This is a genomic window from Bradyrhizobium sp. URHA0013, from assembly GCF_000518345.1.
In the GTDB taxonomy this organism is placed as follows: Bacteria; Pseudomonadota; Alphaproteobacteria; order Rhizobiales; family Xanthobacteraceae; genus Bradyrhizobium.
The window spans coordinates 1,132,152-1,148,092 of sequence record NZ_KI912427.1; the positions used below are offsets into that span (position 1 = coordinate 1,132,152).

12 protein-coding genes, 1 tRNA gene and 2 pseudogenes are annotated in these 15,941 nt (G+C 62.4%); 9 read left to right on the forward strand and 6 right to left on the reverse strand.

The genetic code is table 11. From position 1 onward, the window contains the following. Positions 1-32: 32 nt before the first annotated feature. From N551_RS0134795 to N551_RS0134810, 4 genes are all read right to left on the reverse strand, one after another. Positions 33-1,274 (reverse strand): ABC transporter substrate-binding protein, encoded by a 1,242-nt coding sequence (locus tag N551_RS0134795; protein WP_027570855.1) that lies wholly within the window; start codon positions 1,272-1,274, stop codon positions 33-35. 249 nt (positions 1,275-1,523) lie between these two features. Beyond that, entirely contained in the window at positions 1,524-2,627 is a 1,104-nt protein-coding gene (locus N551_RS0134800; protein ID WP_027570856.1) for an FAD-binding oxidoreductase, read from the reverse strand. Between the two features lie 10 nt (positions 2,628-2,637). Beyond that, positions 2,638-3,822: a calcium-binding protein gene (locus N551_RS0134805; RefSeq protein WP_027570857.1), complete on the reverse strand. Its 1,185-nt coding sequence runs from the start codon at positions 3,820-3,822 to the stop codon at positions 2,638-2,640. A gap of 198 nt (positions 3,823-4,020) precedes the next feature. Beyond that, entirely contained in the window at positions 4,021-5,241 is a 1,221-nt protein-coding gene (locus N551_RS0134810) for an SMP-30/gluconolactonase/LRE family protein (protein ID WP_027570858.1), read from the reverse strand. A 281-nt stretch (positions 5,242-5,522) separates the two neighbouring features. On the opposite strand from N551_RS0134810, the gene N551_RS0134820 reads away from it, so the two are divergent. The 5 genes from N551_RS0134820 to N551_RS0134845 all read left to right on the forward strand — a co-directional run bounded on the left by N551_RS0134820 (position 5,523) and on the right by N551_RS0134845 (position 10,034). Next, complete coding sequence (locus N551_RS0134820; protein ID WP_027570860.1) at positions 5,523-5,786, forward strand: hypothetical protein; 264 nt, start codon at positions 5,523-5,525, stop codon at positions 5,784-5,786. 436 nt (positions 5,787-6,222) lie between these two features. Further along, complete coding sequence (locus N551_RS0134830; protein WP_027519477.1) at positions 6,223-7,785, forward strand: 2-isopropylmalate synthase; 1,563 nt, start codon at positions 6,223-6,225, stop codon at positions 7,783-7,785. Positions 7,786-7,955: 170 nt separating this feature from the next. After that, a complete protein-coding gene (locus N551_RS0134835; protein ID WP_027570861.1) occupies positions 7,956-8,960 on the forward strand; it encodes a TRAP transporter substrate-binding protein in 1,005 nt (334 codons plus the stop codon). Positions 8,961-9,156: 196 nt separating this feature from the next. After that, complete coding sequence (locus N551_RS0134840; RefSeq protein ID WP_027570862.1) at positions 9,157-9,792, forward strand: Spy/CpxP family protein refolding chaperone; 636 nt, start codon at positions 9,157-9,159, stop codon at positions 9,790-9,792. A gap of 166 nt (positions 9,793-9,958) precedes the next feature. Next, a tRNA-Lys gene (locus N551_RS0134845) sits at positions 9,959-10,034 on the forward strand. A gap of 359 nt (positions 10,035-10,393) precedes the next feature. Here N551_RS0134845 and N551_RS0134850 read toward each other — a convergent pair. Both N551_RS0134850 and N551_RS0134855 read right to left on the reverse strand, forming a co-directional pair. Then, positions 10,394-11,554, reverse strand: coding sequence for an iron-containing alcohol dehydrogenase (locus N551_RS0134850; RefSeq protein ID WP_027570863.1), 1,161 nt, complete (start codon positions 11,552-11,554; stop codon positions 10,394-10,396). Positions 11,555-11,589: 35 nt separating this feature from the next. Beyond that, the gene (locus N551_RS0134855) at positions 11,590-12,168 is read right to left on the reverse strand and encodes a TetR/AcrR family transcriptional regulator (protein ID WP_027570864.1); all 579 of its coding nucleotides are present in this window, start codon (positions 12,166-12,168) and stop codon (positions 11,590-11,592) included. A gap of 85 nt (positions 12,169-12,253) precedes the next feature. Here N551_RS0134855 and N551_RS36495 point away from each other — a divergent pair. The 4 genes and pseudogenes from N551_RS36495 (at position 12,254) to N551_RS0134880 (ending at position 15,912) form a co-directional block, all read left to right on the forward strand. Next, a pseudogene (locus N551_RS36495) lies at positions 12,254-13,329 on the forward strand (efflux RND transporter periplasmic adaptor subunit). Between the two features lie 39 nt (positions 13,330-13,368). Continuing rightward, positions 13,369-13,824, forward strand: coding sequence for a nuclear transport factor 2 family protein (locus N551_RS0134865; protein ID WP_027570865.1), 456 nt, complete (start codon positions 13,369-13,371; stop codon positions 13,822-13,824). 65 nt (positions 13,825-13,889) lie between these two features. Then, positions 13,890-14,282, forward strand: a pseudogene (locus tag N551_RS0134875) (efflux RND transporter permease subunit); the annotation flags it as partial. A 430-nt stretch (positions 14,283-14,712) separates the two neighbouring features. Beyond that, a complete protein-coding gene (locus tag N551_RS0134880) occupies positions 14,713-15,912 on the forward strand; it encodes an ABC transporter substrate-binding protein (protein ID WP_027570867.1) in 1,200 nt (399 codons plus the stop codon). Positions 15,913-15,941: the final 29 nt, after the last annotated feature.

Genomic DNA, 15,941 nt, shown 5'->3' on the forward strand with positions numbered 1-15,941 from the left:
CTCCCGGGAGCTGGTCCCGGGAGCGTGTCCTGCTAGTTCGAGAGCTTGATGAAGCTCGGGAACTTGATGTCGACCTTGGCGACTTCCTTGGGCCAGACCGCGCTCTGCTTGCCGCCCTGCCATTGCAGCATCAGCCCGGTGATCAGGCCCTTGCCGTATTTGATCGAGTGCGTGAACGGATCGTCCTTGCCGTAGAACTGGACGCGGCCGATCGTGCCTTCCCAGTCCGTCGTCTCCAGCGCGGCGACCAGCTTGTCGGCGTCGCTCGAGCCCGCGCGCTTCACGGCGTCGGCGATGTAGTAGACCTCGTCATAGGCGGTGTAGCCGGCATAGGACGGATAGTTGCCGAACTTCTTCTTGAAGGCTTCGGCGAACGGCACCGATTTCGGCGTCACCGCGACGCCTGGCCCGGAGACGCCCTGATAGAGCACGCCTTCCGCCGCCTGATTGGTGTCCTTGCCAAAAGTCTCGTTGGTGGCCTGCGAGGCGATGCCGAACATCGGGATCGGCACCTGCTGGTTCTTCCACTGCACCGTCGGCTGCACGCCGACGTGCGAGATGCCGGTGATGATCACGTCGGGCTTCGAGCCCTCGATCTTGTTGAAGATCGGTGTGAAGTCGGTGGTATCAGGCGAGAAGCGGATGTGGTCGAGCACCTTCAGCCCGATCTTGGGCAGGCATTCCTCGTAGCCGATGTCGAGCGGCTTGGTCCAGGCGGCGTCCTCGCTCATGATGACCGCGGTCTTCATGTGCATCTTGTCGACCAGCAGGTCCTTGGCGCCGTCGCAGACCGAGAGCGCCAGCGCGGCGGAGGTCAGATAGCCGTGGAAGGTGTATTTGTTCTTCTCGTAGTCGGCGTGCACGCTCTTGCTGATCTCGTTGGACGCGGCACCGGGCGTGACGAACGGCGTCTTCAGCCGCGAGGCCCAGGGCTCCAGTGCCAGCACGACTTCGCTGATGTAGCTGGCGATGACCGCATTGACCTTGTCCTCGTTTACCGCGCGCTGGAATGCGCGCACCGAATCTGCCGAGGACGAGTGATTGTCGTAAGAGACGATCTCGATCTTGCGGCCGTCGACGCCGCCATTGGCGTTGATCTCGTCGGCGGCGAGCTGCGCCGCCTGAGGGATGGAGGCGCCGGCAATCGCCTGCGCTTCCGCGATCACACCGATCTTGATCGGATCGGCCGCAAGTGCCGCGCCTGAGGTCATCAACACAGCGGCCGCGGCGGTACCGAGTGCTATTCGCAACGCAACAGAGAGCGGTTTCTTCATCTTGTTCTCTCCCTTAACAGGCCTCTTATGAGCCATTATGCCGCGACTATACCGGCGGAGACATTCTCGGCAAGTGAAACCGCGTCCAGGATCGTGAGGCACGGACTAAAGTCTAGCGCTGCGCAAATAGCGGGCAGGAAAGCTGTCGGACCCGTTTCACGCGTAGGCATGCAGATTTCGTTGGTAGGCATGCGCAGCTATCGCGGCGCACAGCAGCGCGATCGATGAATGCGATGCCGTCGCGTCGGCTCAGCGCGCTCGCAGCAGCGATGGATCGAGGGGCGCGAGCCGGGCCGGATCAAATGGCGAGATGTCGACGCTGCGCGTCGCACCCTCCGCGATCAGTTGCGCCATGGCCTCGCCTGTAGCGGGCGCATTCAGGATGCCCCACACATTGTGCCCCGTCGCAACATAAAGACCTTCACTTCGCGGCACCTTGCCGATCAGCGGCAGGCCGTCCTGTGTCACCGGCCGGAAGCAAGCCTGCCGCGCGATGATCCTCTCGGAGCGGAACTGCGGCGACAGCCGCTCGGACATGGTTTGCAGGCGCGCGATCGCGTCGTTGTCCGGCGTCACGGCGGCCGGATCAAGCGGAAGCGGCGCGATGTCGGAGAGAGCGGTGATATGCGTGCTGCCGTCGGCGCGAGGAAAGACCTCGATCGACACGGCACTGCCATTCTCTTCAGACTCCAGGAACAGCGCATCGGCCGGCACATCCGTGCCGGTGTCGTACACGATGCTCGGGCTGCGTTGGCCGTAGACGGCGGGCAGGCTCATCCATTGCGCGGCGAGCAGTGACCATGGTCCCATCGCGATCACGACGGCGTCCGCCTCGACGATGCGGCCGTCGACCGCGACGCCCGTCGCGGTCGTGCCGTCCGCATCGCGCATGATACCGGTCACGTGGCCGATGCGAAGTTCGGCGCCTTGCGCGAGCGCCGCGTTCATCACGGCTGAGGTGAATTTCTTGGGGTGAACGATCGCGGTGGTCTCCGTCGTGCCGATGCGCTGCGTGATGATGACGCCGTTGCTGAGCCAGCCAAGCGCGGACGGTGTATCCCGGCGTGGATGGCCGTCGGCGGCAACGGAGCCGCTATAGGCACTCATCGGGCGATGACCCCAATCGCCTGCGATCTCGTCCGGCAGTTGCGCATGGAGAGCAAAGCTCCGTCGTGCCAGCGCATCGAGCGGCGAGCCCTCGCACCAGTTGTGCGCGAGGAAGCCGCCCGCCTTACCTGACGCTGCGGCCGCCACCTCGGTTCGTTCCACGAGGATGACATCGATGCCGTGACGTCGAAGAAACCAGGCGGTGCAGGCGCCGATGACGCCGCCGCCGCAGATCACAACGCGCACGAATGCTCTCTCATACAATGAAATCCTTTGCATGGAGATCCGCGGTATGGACCCCCTCCAGCGTAATCGTATCGGTCGCCGTCAGATGGATCACCGCGTTTCCTGTGCTGTCATCGCTGATCAGGCTTTTCAGCGCCGCCCAGTCTGCGAAGCCGTAATCGTGCAAATTGATCAAATCATGCTCTCGCGCCGTGCTGCCGACAGCCTTGTTGCCCTGGTCGAAATCGTTGATCACGTCCAGGCCCGAGCCCTTGTCGAAGACGAATCTGTCGTCGTTCGGTCCGCCCCAGAGTTGGTCATTTCCGCCACCGCCGTTCAGCATGTCCTTGCCGCCCGTGATCGAGCCGGCCGTGAACGGGGCGTAGGTCTGTGCGTCGCCATACAGCAAATCGTCGCGGCTGCTGCCGAGAAGAATATCATCTCCGCCATGCGCGTTGCCTGACATGTTCGAGGCATCTCCGACGAGCACGATGGACGTGGAGTCCGGGTTGCCGTTGACAGCCGCGATCAGGATATCGTTGCCGCCGCGGCTATCGTCGCTCATGTAGCCGGCGTCTCCAACCAGAGACGCGCCGCCGGATTGGGCGGCGGCGCCGACGGTGTAGCTGAGGATGTCGTTGCCGCCGCGCGCATCGCCGCTCATGGACACCAGGGCGTCGCCCGATATCGAAGCGCCGCCGTAACTGCCGACCTGGGTCACGCTGAGGATATCGTTGCCGCCATGTGCATGATCGCTCATGGAACTGCCGGAGTCTCCGCTGAACGCGCCGGACGATCTGTTTCCCATCGATGCAATGACGACGTCATTGCCGCCGCTCGTGTCGGCTGACATGGCGGTTTCGGCATCGCCAAAAACACCGAGGGTCGCGTAGATCGATGTCGATGCATCGACATGAAGCACATCGTTGCCGCCACGGGCGTGGCCGGACATCGCCTGCGCGTCGCCGTCGACGAACACGTAATCGCCGAAGCCTGTGACGGTCGCAGCGAGATGGTCGTTTCCGCCGTGAGAATATTCTTGCAGGGTCTGGTCGTCGCCAACGAATATCAGGACCGCGTTGCCCCCGTCGACGGTCGCGATCATCTTGTCGCTGCCGCCGCGGCCGTCGTTCGGCAGGCCCGGGTCCCCGAACTCGGTCACGAATTGCTGGGACCCAACGCTGACGATGATGGTGTCGTTTGGCATACGGCGCATCGCGCAACTCCCCGTTCAAGTCGGGCGCGGGAACGAAGGGCATCATGCCTTCGCACCGCGCTGCGGCCCTGCCGCGCCATACAATCTTCGTTGGATTGATGGCGGAGATTTGCCCGCGGCGTAGCTTGATTGCGATCAGGGAACCGAGGGCGCCGGCGGTCCATGCCGACGCCCGGGCTTGTGGTCTCTCGCGCGGGCTTAGCCCGGGCCTGCGCCTTGCGTGGCCGTGTACACCGCATAGAGCGACTGGCTCGCGGCCATGAACAGGCGGTTGCGCTTGGGGCCGCCGAAGCAGATGTTGCCGCACACTTCGGGCAGCCGGATGCGGCCGAGGAGCTTGCCGTCCGGCGACCACGTCGTCACGCCGCTATAGCCGACGGCACGGCCCGCATTGCTGGAGGCCCAGACATTGCCGTTGACGTCACAGCGCACACCGTCCGGCCCGCACTTCACACCGTCGATCACGCACTCGCTGAACCGCTTCTGGTTGGTGAGCTTGTTGTCGCCGCCGACGTCGAACACGAAAATCTCGCCCTTGCCGCCGGGCCCGGTGTCGCCGGGTCCCTTGCCGGTTGAGACGACGTAGAGCTTCTTGAAGTCCGGCGAGAAGCACAACCCGTTTGGATCTGGCACCTGCTCCTCGGTGACGACGAGGTCGACACGGCCGCTAGGATCGATGCGATAGCAATTGGTCGGCAGCTCGCGCCTGCCCGGTGCGAAGCCGGCCGGCTGTCCAATCCGTGGATTGAGCTTGCCGCTGGAATTGCTCGGACCGCCCGCGGCGTCCGGCTCACCTTCGTAGAGCTGGCCGCCATAGGGCGGATCGGTGAACCAGTAGCTGCCGTCAGGATGCGCGACGACATCGTTCGGCGAGTTCAGCTTCTTGCCGTTGTAATTGTCGCAAAGCACGGTCGCGGTGCCGTCATGTTCATAACGCGTCACCCGCCGGGTCAAATGTTCGCAGGAGAGTTGACGGCCCTGGAAATCGAACGAGTTGCCGTTGGAATTGTTGGACGGCGAGCGGAACACGCTGACGCGACCGTCGTCTTCGCTCCAGCGCATCTGCCTGTTGTTGGGAATGTCGCTCCATAGCAGATAGCGGCCCTGTGCACTCCACGCCGGGCCTTCAGCCCACAGCACGCCCGTATAGAGACGCTTGATCGCCGTGTTGGGCTGCGCGAGATCGTTGAAGGACGGATCGACCGCGATGACGTCGGGGTCCCAGAAATAAGTGGTCGGCGCGCCGTTGGGACCGAAATCGCGTGGTGGGGTGGTAATCGTCGTCGGCGGCGCGGCAGGTCCGGTCTGGGCCAGCGCGGAACCGGCGCCAGCAAAAGTGGCGGCGCCGAGCGCAAGCCCCTGAACGAGCGTTCGTCGTGAAAGCGCAGCATCATGGTCACGCTGCTTTTGGCGTATCATCGCGTCCTCCCGGTCATGTTCGGCTAGCCGGTTGATCCGGCCGAGCAGGGCGAGGTTAGTCCGGTCCGATGACGGTTGCGAGGGGGAGGTACGCATCCTCAGCGAGATATCGGGGCGGCAAAGGCGCTGCAACATCGAACACGGAAACGACAAATTCGTCCGGCGCGACGGAGTTTACCGGAACTGCGTTCGGGACATTGCCAAGCTGTGGAGCATGTCAAGCCTTGACCTCCTGCGCGAGGCTGGCAGAACGTCATTGGGGGCGTAAGTCGGAGTTTACTGTGGTCGCTGTCGTCGTACTGGTTTTGCTGCTCGGGATTGCATTTCCGGCCGGCTATTTCACCCGCGACTACGTGTCCCGCAAAAGGCGGGCCGAAGCGCGCCGCTGGCGTGAGTACAGCGAGCCGGATTGGCTGAGTGCCAACGCACCGGCCAATACCAACGAGATCGCGATCGCCGGCAAGGGTGCGCCGGTTGTCACCGGCGAGCTCGGTCAGATGCTGAACCGCTGGGAGAGCAGGGCTCGCGCTCGCCGCACGGCGTAACTCGACGGTCTTGCCGGCGTTCGGTCGGTCACACATACGGCACCGGGTCCTTGCAACGCATCCGGCGCTGCGATCATGTCAGCCCTTCTGTCCATCTTTTGGCGTTGCGGTTGCTGCCATTTCTCGTCTAGAAACGACGCATCGAGCCTCCCGGCAACCAACCGTCAACGGTTTTGACCGAGGATTTGAGGGCTCAAAAGGGTCTGGCAATGCTGATTCGCGGCCAAATTGATGGGATTTCGGGGGAGGTGGCTCTGGCCGCCGCCACGATCCCGGCCGCGCTGCTGCCCACCCTCCTGATTGGCGGGCTTCTTCTTACTTGCCCCTGAGGGCCGGCTGGGCGCCATGCGCCTGGGCGCTCAGGGGTTGGTCGAGATCACCGGACACCTCAAGCGCCCAGAAGACTGACGGCGCAAAAGCTCAAAAGGAATTTGAAATGGCCCCCGTGAACAAGTCCGATAAGGACCGCGTCATCATTTTCGACACCACCCTGCGCGACGGCGAGCAGTGCCCCGGCGCCACCATGACCTTCGAGGAGAAGCTCGAGGTCGCCGAGATGCTGGACGATATGGGCGTCGACGTCATCGAGGCCGGCTTCCCCATTACCTCGGAAGGCGACTTCCAGGCGGTCAGCGAGATCGCCCGCCGCTCCAAGAACGCCGTCATCGCCGGCCTGTCGCGCGCGCATCCGGCCGACATCGACCGCTGTGCAGAGGCGGTGAAATTCGCCAAGCGTGGCCGCGTCCACACCGTGATCGCGACGTCGCCGCTGCATATGCGGGTGAAGCTGAACAAGACCCCGGAGCAGGTGCTCGAGACCTCGGTTGCCATGGTCGCGCGCGCCCGCAACCAGATCGACGACGTCGAATGGTCGGCCGAGGACGGCACCCGCAGCGAGATGGACTATCTGTGCCGCATCGTCGAAGCCGTCATCAAGGCCGGCGCCACCACCGTGAACATTCCTGATACCGTCGGTTACACCACGCCCGACGAATACACCCACTTCATGAAGACGCTGATCGAGCGCGTGCCGAACTCGGACAAGGCGGTGTTCTCCGTGCACTGCCATAACGATCTCGGCATGGCGGTGGCGAACTCGCTGGCCGGCGTCGTCGGCGGCGCGCGCCAGGTCGAGTGCACCATCAACGGCATCGGCGAGCGTGCCGGCAACGCCGCGCTGGAAGAGATCGTGATGGCGATCAACGTGCGCAACGACAAATTCCCCTACTGGAACAAGATCGACACCACGCAGCTGACCCGCGCCTCGAAGGTGGTGTCGGCGGCGACCTCGTTCCCGGTGCAGTACAACAAGGCCATCGTCGGCCGCAACGCGTTCGCGCATGAGAGCGGCATCCATCAGGACGGCGTGCTGAAGGACGCTTCCACCTACGAGATCATGCGGCCCGAGATGGTCGGCCTGAAGCAGTCCTCGCTGGTGCTGGGCAAGCATTCCGGCCGCCATGCCTTCGTGCACAAGCTGGAGGAGATGGGCTACAAGCTCGGCCCGAACCAGCTGGAAGATGCGTTCACGCGGATGAAGGCGCTGGCCGACCGCAAGAAGGACATCTACGACGAGGACATCGAGGCGCTGGTCGACGAGGAGATGGCGGCTTCGCACGACCGCATCAAGCTGACCTCGCTGACCGTGATCGCCGGCACCCATGGCCCGCAGCGCGCGACCATGAAGCTCGATGTCGACGGCCAGATCAAGATCGAGGAGGCCGAGGGCAACGGTCCGGTCGACGCGGTTTTCAACTGCATCAAGCGCCTGGTGCCGCACGAAGCCAAGCTCGAGCTGTACCAGGTCCACGCAGTGACTCAGGGCACCGATGCGCAGGCCGAAGTCTCGGTGCGGCTGTCGCATGAGGGACGTGCGATGACCGCGCGCGCGGCGGATCCGGATACGCTGGTGGCCTCGGCAAAGGCCTATCTCGGCGCGCTCAACAAAATCGTCATGAAGCGCCAGCGCGACACCGTGACGACCGCCGCCGCGAGCTGAGGTTGCTACCACCGCCTCTTCCGGAAGCGGGAGAGGCGGTGATTGCGGCGTTCACCATGAATGGCTGCCCTGCTAACGGCCAATAGCAGCTTGTGATGTCGACCTGTATTGATGCTAACGGCATAGGCCACCCGTGCGCCGGGTGGCCCAAATAACAACAGGGAGAGATTATGCGCACCTTCGCGATCGCTGCGTCCATCGCGGTCCTGGCTCTTGGCTTGACCGGGCCGGCATCGGCCCAAGCGCCCATCATCATCAAGTTCAGCCACGTTGTGGCCACCGACACGCCGAAGGGCAAGGCGTCGGAGAAATTCAAGGAGCTCGCCGAGAAGTACACCGGCGGCAAGGTCAAGGTCGAGATCTATCCGAACTCGACGCTCTACAAGGACAAGGAAGAGCTCGAGGCGCTCCAGCTCGGCAGCGTGCAGATGCTGGCGCCGTCCAACTCCAAGTTCGGCCCGCTCGGCATCCGCGAGTTCGAGGTATTCGATCTCCCCTACATCCTCCCTGATCTGAAGACGCTGCGGAAGGTGACCGAAGGTCCGCTCGGCGCCAGGCTGCTCAAGCTGCTCGAACCGAAGGGTATCACCGGCCTTGCCTATTGGGACAACGGCTTCAAGGAGATGAGCGCCAACAAGAAGCTGGTCGCGCCGGCCGACTATCAGGGCGTCAAGTTCCGCATCCAGTCCTCGCGCGTGCTCCAGGCGCAATTCAAGGCGCTCAGCTCGCTGCCGCAGGTGATGGCGTTTTCGGAAGTCTACCAGGCGCTGCAGACCGGCGTGGTCGACGGGCAGGAGAACACCTGGTCGAACATCTATACCCAGAAGATGCATGAGGTGCAGAAGTACATCACCGAGACCAACCACGGCTATATCGGCTACGTCGTGATCGTGAACAAGAAGTTCTGGGACGATCTGCCGGCCGACCTTCGCGACCAGCTGACCAAAGCGATGAAGGAAGCGACCGACTTCAACAATACGCAGTCGCAGAAAGAAAATGAGGACGCGCTCGCCGAGATCAGGAAGAGCGGCAAGAGCGAGATCATCAAGCTCACTCCGGAGCAGGATGAGGCGATGCGCAAGGCCATGGAGCCGGTCTACAAGGACGCGGCAAGCCGTATCGGGCAACCGTTGATCGACGAATTCCAGAAGGAAGCGAAGAGCACGACGAACTGATTTGAACGGATGATGAATGGGGGCTTCCGTGCCGGGCGCGGAAGCCCCTTTTTGTTGCGAATGATTTCCGATTACGACTGAATAAAGGTTCAGGAGCGTTACATCTTCGAAAGAACCCGCTCCCTGTCCAAGTTGTAAGTTGCGCGTAAGCCGCGCTGCGCCCATCCTCACGACATCCTTCCAGAGGAGAGTTCGCATGAGGAAGTTCACCATCGCCGCCATCGCCGTGCTCAGCATCGCCGGCTCGGGCGCGGTCTATGCCCATTATCATCGCCCGTGGATGCACGAGCACATGCGCCACATCCGCATGAACCCGGAAGACCGCGCCGCCATGATCGACGCGCGGATCGCCGCCGTCCATGCCGGGCTGAAGCTCAACGCCGACCAGGAAAAGCTGTGGCCGCCGGTCGAGGCCGCCGTGCGCGACTTCGCCAAGCTGCGCATCGATCGCGCCAATGCGCGGATGAATGCCGGTCCCGGCGATGCCGGCAAGGACGCGAATAAGGACGCCAACAAGGATGCCGACAGGCCGGAGGATCCGGTCGCCCGCCTGCGCCAGCGCGCCGAGGACATGGGGGCGACGTCGGCGGCCCTGAAGAAGATCGCCGATGCCGCCGATCCGCTCTACAAGACCCTGGACGAGGGCCAGAAGCGGCGCCTCGCCGTGCTGACCCGCCACCGCGGCCCGTTCGGCGGCGGCGAAGACGGCCCGCGCCGCCACTTCATGGAGCGTGGCATGGACCGCATGATGGAGCGCGGTATGGACCACTTCCACCGTGACCGTTTCGACCGCGACGGCGGCCCGGACCGGGACCGCGAGGGCCGGCTCTGAGCTGCAAGGGTTGCCGCGATCAACCTTGGCGAAGCCGCTGGAATCCAGCGGCTTTTCGCTTTTTTGGGGGATGTGGGCATACCCTTGGAAAACTTACGTACCATCGCTTGCCAGACCCGGATCGCTTTGCTAAACGACCGGCCTCGCAAGGCATTGACCGCCTTTCGGGCGCATAGCTCAGTTGGTAGAGCAGCTGACTCTTAATCAGCGGGTCCCAGGTTCGAGCCCTGGTGCGCCCACCATTCAAGATCCTGCTGATGCGGGTTCTTTTCATTTCAACGCCCAGAACAAAGTGCGCTTTGTGCGAGGTTCTTTGTGTGGGCGGACGCGGCCAGCTTGCCGTTGGCTTTCCCTTGTTTCCATACCGTCACCCATTCGACTCGGCACGCGGATCCAATGGACAGATCGATGACGTGCTCATCGTAGTATAGGATACTGGAGCGGGCAAAACGGACGATCCGTTCTGCCCGTCGCCGCAGGATATCGCTTGCTGCAGAACGAAAACGAGATTGTTCGGGTCGGGTTCGAGTCGCTTTCCTACGGACCACAGTTCGGCAAACGGAGCTGATGGTCGCGGCTGGATTTTCCTGTGCGAATTCGGCTAGGCGGCCATTCGCAACAGATCGACGATCTCGGCTTCGCTCTTGAATGGCCGCGGATTGGCTTGGACGAAGCGATGATTGATCGCGATCTTGCTGATCTGATCAAATTTGTCTTCGCCGATCCCGACGTCGGCAAGACGGCCGGGCAATCCAAGTTTCTTGGTGAATTGCGCGAAGGCGGCGGCGGCTTCCATGCCCGGCTCGCCAAGGGCCGTCGCCAGGCGCTGTTGCGCATCCTCGGTGAACGGCTTGTTGTACCGAAGCAGGCTCGGCATGATGACTGGTGTGCAATAGTAGTGCGGAACACCGAAGGTACCGCCAAGCACATGGCCGATGCCGTGACTGGCTCCCATCGGCACCCGCGCCTGGAGGCCGAAAGCGGCGAGCCACGCGCCGTATTGAGACAGTCGGCGCGCCTCCAGATCATCAGGTTGCTGCAAGGTTCGCAGCATTCCCTCACGCAGGGTGCGAATGCCGGCCAGGACGACCTCGTCGGCGAGCGGCGTGCCAGCGGGTGAGCACAAGGCTTCGATGCCGTGGTCCATCGACCGCGTTCCCGACCCCATCCAGAGCTTGGAAGGCGTATGAACGGTGAGCGCGGGGTCGAGAATGATAGCCACCGGCATCATCCGGGGATGAAAGAAAATCTGCTTCAGCCTGTTGCGTTCATCGGTGACGAGCGCGGCTGCATTGTATTCGCCGCCATTCAGCGTGGATGGCACCGCGATCTGTCGGACCTTTGGCGATCGGAACGGAGAGACGGTGACGCCCGGGCCCATGGGGAATTGATCGAAACCCGCTTCGTCGCGGATATCATGTTCCATCGCCATGATGACGATCTTGGCGAGGTCGATTGCCGAGCCCCCGCCAACCGCGACGACCAGGTCGGCTCCGGCGTCTTTGGCTTGACGTGCAACCTCGGCAGCTTGCTTGCGCGTAGTGTGCTCTGCGATTCCATCGAAGCTCGCGACATGTCTTCCGCCGAGCGCGCGCCGGATCTTCTCGATCTCGTCGGTCTTGGTGCCCAAGGTGCGGCTGACGATCAGGAAGACGCGCTTGGCATCCAGTCGCACCGCTTCATCGTTCAAGGCCTCAGACGCAGCTTTGCCGTAAACGACACGATCGATTGCCGGAAAATTGTGTATCCCTGCCTTGCGCATTTGCGTTCTCCCCGTGAGTTATCAAGCACCGATCTTCAAGCGGCGACAGTGTCGCGAATCTGTCGCGACGCCGTTTCCAGAAAGGCCTGAGCGAGATCGGGATCGTTGACGACGCGTGAGAGTGTCAACGCTCCGACCATCGTCGAAAGAATGGCCATGGCTTTGCTCCTGGATTCCTCGTCGCTCGCTTCGGCAATCAGGCGGCTGAGGATTTCGATATGCGCTTTGATCCCGCCTTCGAACGACGCTTTCACCTCGCTGCTCTGTCTGGCCACATCCGAGCCGAGCGCCACGATCGGGCAACCGTCCATCTTTTCGTCGCGATGGCCCGTGCTGAGATAGAACCCCATCATCGCCCCAAGGGGATCCTCAGGGTTCGCGGCGATGGCGGTCGACCATCGAAGCGTGGCGCTCTCCAGCGCGCGCGCCGACGCCTGTGCGGCCAGGTCCTCCTTTGACTCAAACTGCTTGTAGAATGCGCCTTGGGTCAGCCCGGCAGCTTCCATCAGGTCCTTGAGGCCGATGCCGTCAAATCCCCGCGACCGAAACAGGCGGCTTGCGACATTGATGACGTTTTGCCGGTTTTCCTCAGCCTGAATGCGACTCACTCGCATCATTGGTCTCCACATTTAGATTGCGTTCGACATCTATTATTCGATATAGAGCTCGAATGCAATCTATCTGGCATGAGGCGGCGTTATGAAAAAACGACCCATGATCGTGCTGGGCAGCGTCCTGATCGCGGGATGCGCGGTGGCCGCATTCGTTGCGCTTCGCGCGCCGGCAGCCTCGGCCGTGAGCGATCCGAGACAGGAAGTCCCGATCGTCAGGATCACGGCCGCGGCGCGGGTGACCGGATCGGAGCGTGGCTTCACCGGCATCATCGGGGCGCGGGTGCAGAGCAGCCTCGGTTTTCGCGTTCCCGGCAAGATCGTGGAGCGGCTTGTGAATACCGGTGAGCAGGTCAAAGCCGGTCAGCCGCTGATGCGGATCGACGAAACCGACCTTCGTCTTGCGGTCACGGCGAAGCGCAACGCCGTTGCCGCCGCGCGCGCGTCCGTCGTGCAGACCGAAGCGGACGAACAGCGATACGCCAAGTTGGTGAGCAACGGCTGGGCTTCCCGACAGCGCTACGAGCAAGCCAAGGCCGCGGCTGAAGCCGATGCACGGGTTGCCGAGAACGAGGCGACGTACTCGATCCTGGTCGCGGACGCGGACGGAACGGTGGTCGAAACGCTTGGCGAGCCCGGGCAGGTCGTCTCGGCCGGCCAGACGGTTGTTTGGATTGCCAAGGCCGGTCCTCGCGAGGCGGTGGTCGCGCTTCCTGAAACGATCCGGCCGGCAATCGACTCCGTGGCCGAGGCCAGCGTGTACGGAGCAGCCGAAGGGCGGCGCTATACGGCGCGTTTGCGGCAATTGTCCGACGCCGCCGATGCCCAGACCCGAACCTATGAAGCCCGATATGTCCTGGACGGTGAAGCCGCGGCCGCACCACTTGGCGCGACGGTGACCATTCGGCTGCCGAGCCAGACGAGCGAGCCGCAAGTTCAGGTAGCGCTCGGAGCAGTGCTCGACGATGGCCGCAAGACCGGAGTTTGGATCCTCGACCGCGCCCCTCAACCGTACGCTTTCGGCCGATCAAGCTTGTTCGGGTGACCGACGAAACCGCCGTGATCTCCGGCTTGAATTCTGGTGATGCGATTGTTTCGCTCGGCGCTCACCTCCTGCAGGAGGGCGCTCGTGTCAGGACCGCCGCTGAAAGCCGGAGCAACTGAAGAGTCTCAATCGTTCCGCGCCAGCCGCTGGAGAAGCACATGTACAGCTACATCGTCGAGCAGGAGATCCGAAAGACCTTCGACCATGTCAACAACCATCGCTGGGATGAAGCGGTGAAGGCGGTGGCGCCGCACATCCATCACCGTGTTTCCGGCAATCACGCGTTGGGCGGGGAGCGCCACGACAAAGCGGCCCTGCGCCGCTGGTTCGAGCGGCTCGGACGCGTCCTGCCCACGCTCCAGATCAAGGTCAACAACGTCTGGGTGAAGGGCTGGCCCTGGAACACCACCGTGTTTGTCGAGTGGGACGGCACCGCAACGCTGCTCGACGGCGACGGCTCGTACGTCAACCGCGGTCTCCACGTGTTCACCCTGCGGTGGGGCAGAGTCCATGCACTCGAGGAATTTCAAGATTCACAGGAAGCCGCGCGCGGGCTTGCCGCGCAAGCGGCAGCTGGCCTCAAGGAAGCTGCCGCCCAGCCAATTATAAGTTAGCAGATGAACCTCAATCTTTCCGCGATCGCCGTTCGCGAACGGGCCGTCACCCTGTTCTTCATCATCCTGCGTTCGGGTTCAACGCCATTCTTGGCCTGATCGGACTGGCAGGCATCCTGATGCGTAACACCCTGATCCTTACCGAACAGATCAAGGAGAATCGTTCTGCCGGCCTCGATGACTATCAAACCGTCATCGAAGCCACCGTGCAACGCACCAGGCCGGTGATCCTGACCGCACTTGCCGCCGTGCTGGCCTTCATTCCTCTGACGCATTCCGTGTTCAGGGGATCGATGGCCTACACGCTGATTGGCGGCACGGCAGTCGGCACGGTCCTGATCCTGCTGTTCCTTCCTGCGCTTTATGTGGCCTGGTTTCGCATCAAGCCGGCCCCGGACGAGCTCTACGAGCGTTCGGCGAAGGATGCAGAATTGCGAACAGCAATCGCCGCCGAGTAGGGCTCGGCGAGATCTATCCCTGCTGCGCCGTGGGTGTCTGGTTAGATAAGCCAGGCACTGCGAGGCCTCGCGCCGGCCTTATAGTTCAAAAAAAGAATGTGTACAGCGGCGTGGAAATACGCCAGCGATCCTGTCCTAGAATAGTCGAAAACGCACCATTTCACGCGGGATTTAGACCGAATTATTTCCAAGTACGAGAGCGCGGCCTGTCGTCAAAGTCACGGCACGTGAGCATCTAATCGCTTGACGAGTTCAAAAAAAGAACTGTAGGCTGCGCACGAGATGGCCGAACGCAACGGCCGCGACGTGCCGGATTTACGGCTGGACCCGTTCTGCGCGATGCCTCTTCGCAAAGGGCGCGACGAGCCGCCACCGGCGCAACAAAACAAAGCCGCACGCTCGAAAAGGGGTGCAAGTTTGGGAGGACGCAATGCTGGTGAGATGGAAGATCGTCGCGGCTCTGGCTCTATTCCTGAGCGGCCCCGCATTCGGCGCCGACGAGCCGGGAATCACTGCCACCGAGATCAAGATCGGCGGAGTTTTCCCCTTCAGCGGACCGGCATCATCGATCGGTCTCGTGGGCAAGGGGCTCATGGCCTACATCCAGGCCTTGAACGACCGTGGCGGCGTCAACGGACGCAAGATCAACTACATCGCCTATGACGACGGATATAGTCCTCCCAAGGCGGTGGAGCACGTCCGCAAGCTCGTTGAGAGCGACGAAGTGTCGTTCATGTTCGGCCAGCTCGGCACGCCCGGCATCTCGGCCACTGCAAAATACCTGAGGGCCAAGGGGGTACCGAGTGTCGCGATCGTCAGTGGCTCATCCAAGTTCACGGACGTCGCCAATTACCCCCTGCTCACCACGGGCCTTGTCAGCTACGACACGGAGGGAAGAATCTACGCCAAATACCTGACGAAGACGCTGCCGAACGCCAAGTATGCCATCCTCTATCAGAACGACGATCTCGGCAAAGATTATGTCGCTGCCTTCAAGGCGTTTCTCGGCAAGGATTTCGATCGCAAGGTCGTCAGTGCGTCCTACGAGGTCACCGAACCGACGATTGATTCGCAGATTACCAATCTGAAGAGCTCGGGAGCCGAGGCCCTGGTGATCGCCGGGACGCCGAAGTTCGCGGCACAGGCCATCCGGCAGGCTTCAGTGATCGGCTGGAAAGCGACCGTGATCATCAATTTCCCGTCCGGATCCGTCGGAGGCACGCTTGCACCGGCCGGGCTCGACAAATCGGTCGGCGTGATGGTCGGCACGACCAACAAGGATGTCCTGGACGAGACATGGAAGGACGATCCGGGCATGCGGGCTTACCGGGCATTTTTCGACAAGTATCTGCAGGGCGCCGATATTACCAACGGCAGCTATCTGACCGGTTATCAGCAAGGCGTCCTGCTCGAGCAAATCCTCAAGCAATGCGGTGATGATCTGTCGCGGAAGAATATTCTGGGGCAGGCGAAGAACCTGAAAGACGTCGTCGTTCCGACCGTGCTGCCCGGGATCAAGGTCAACACCAGCGAGACCGAGAACATGATCTGGACGCAGATGCGGCTGCAGCGCTGGACCGGCACAACGTGGCAAGCCTTCGGAGAAGTCCTGGACGCCAGGTCCGAGTGACTCTGGCGCAGCCCGTTCTATCCATCCGC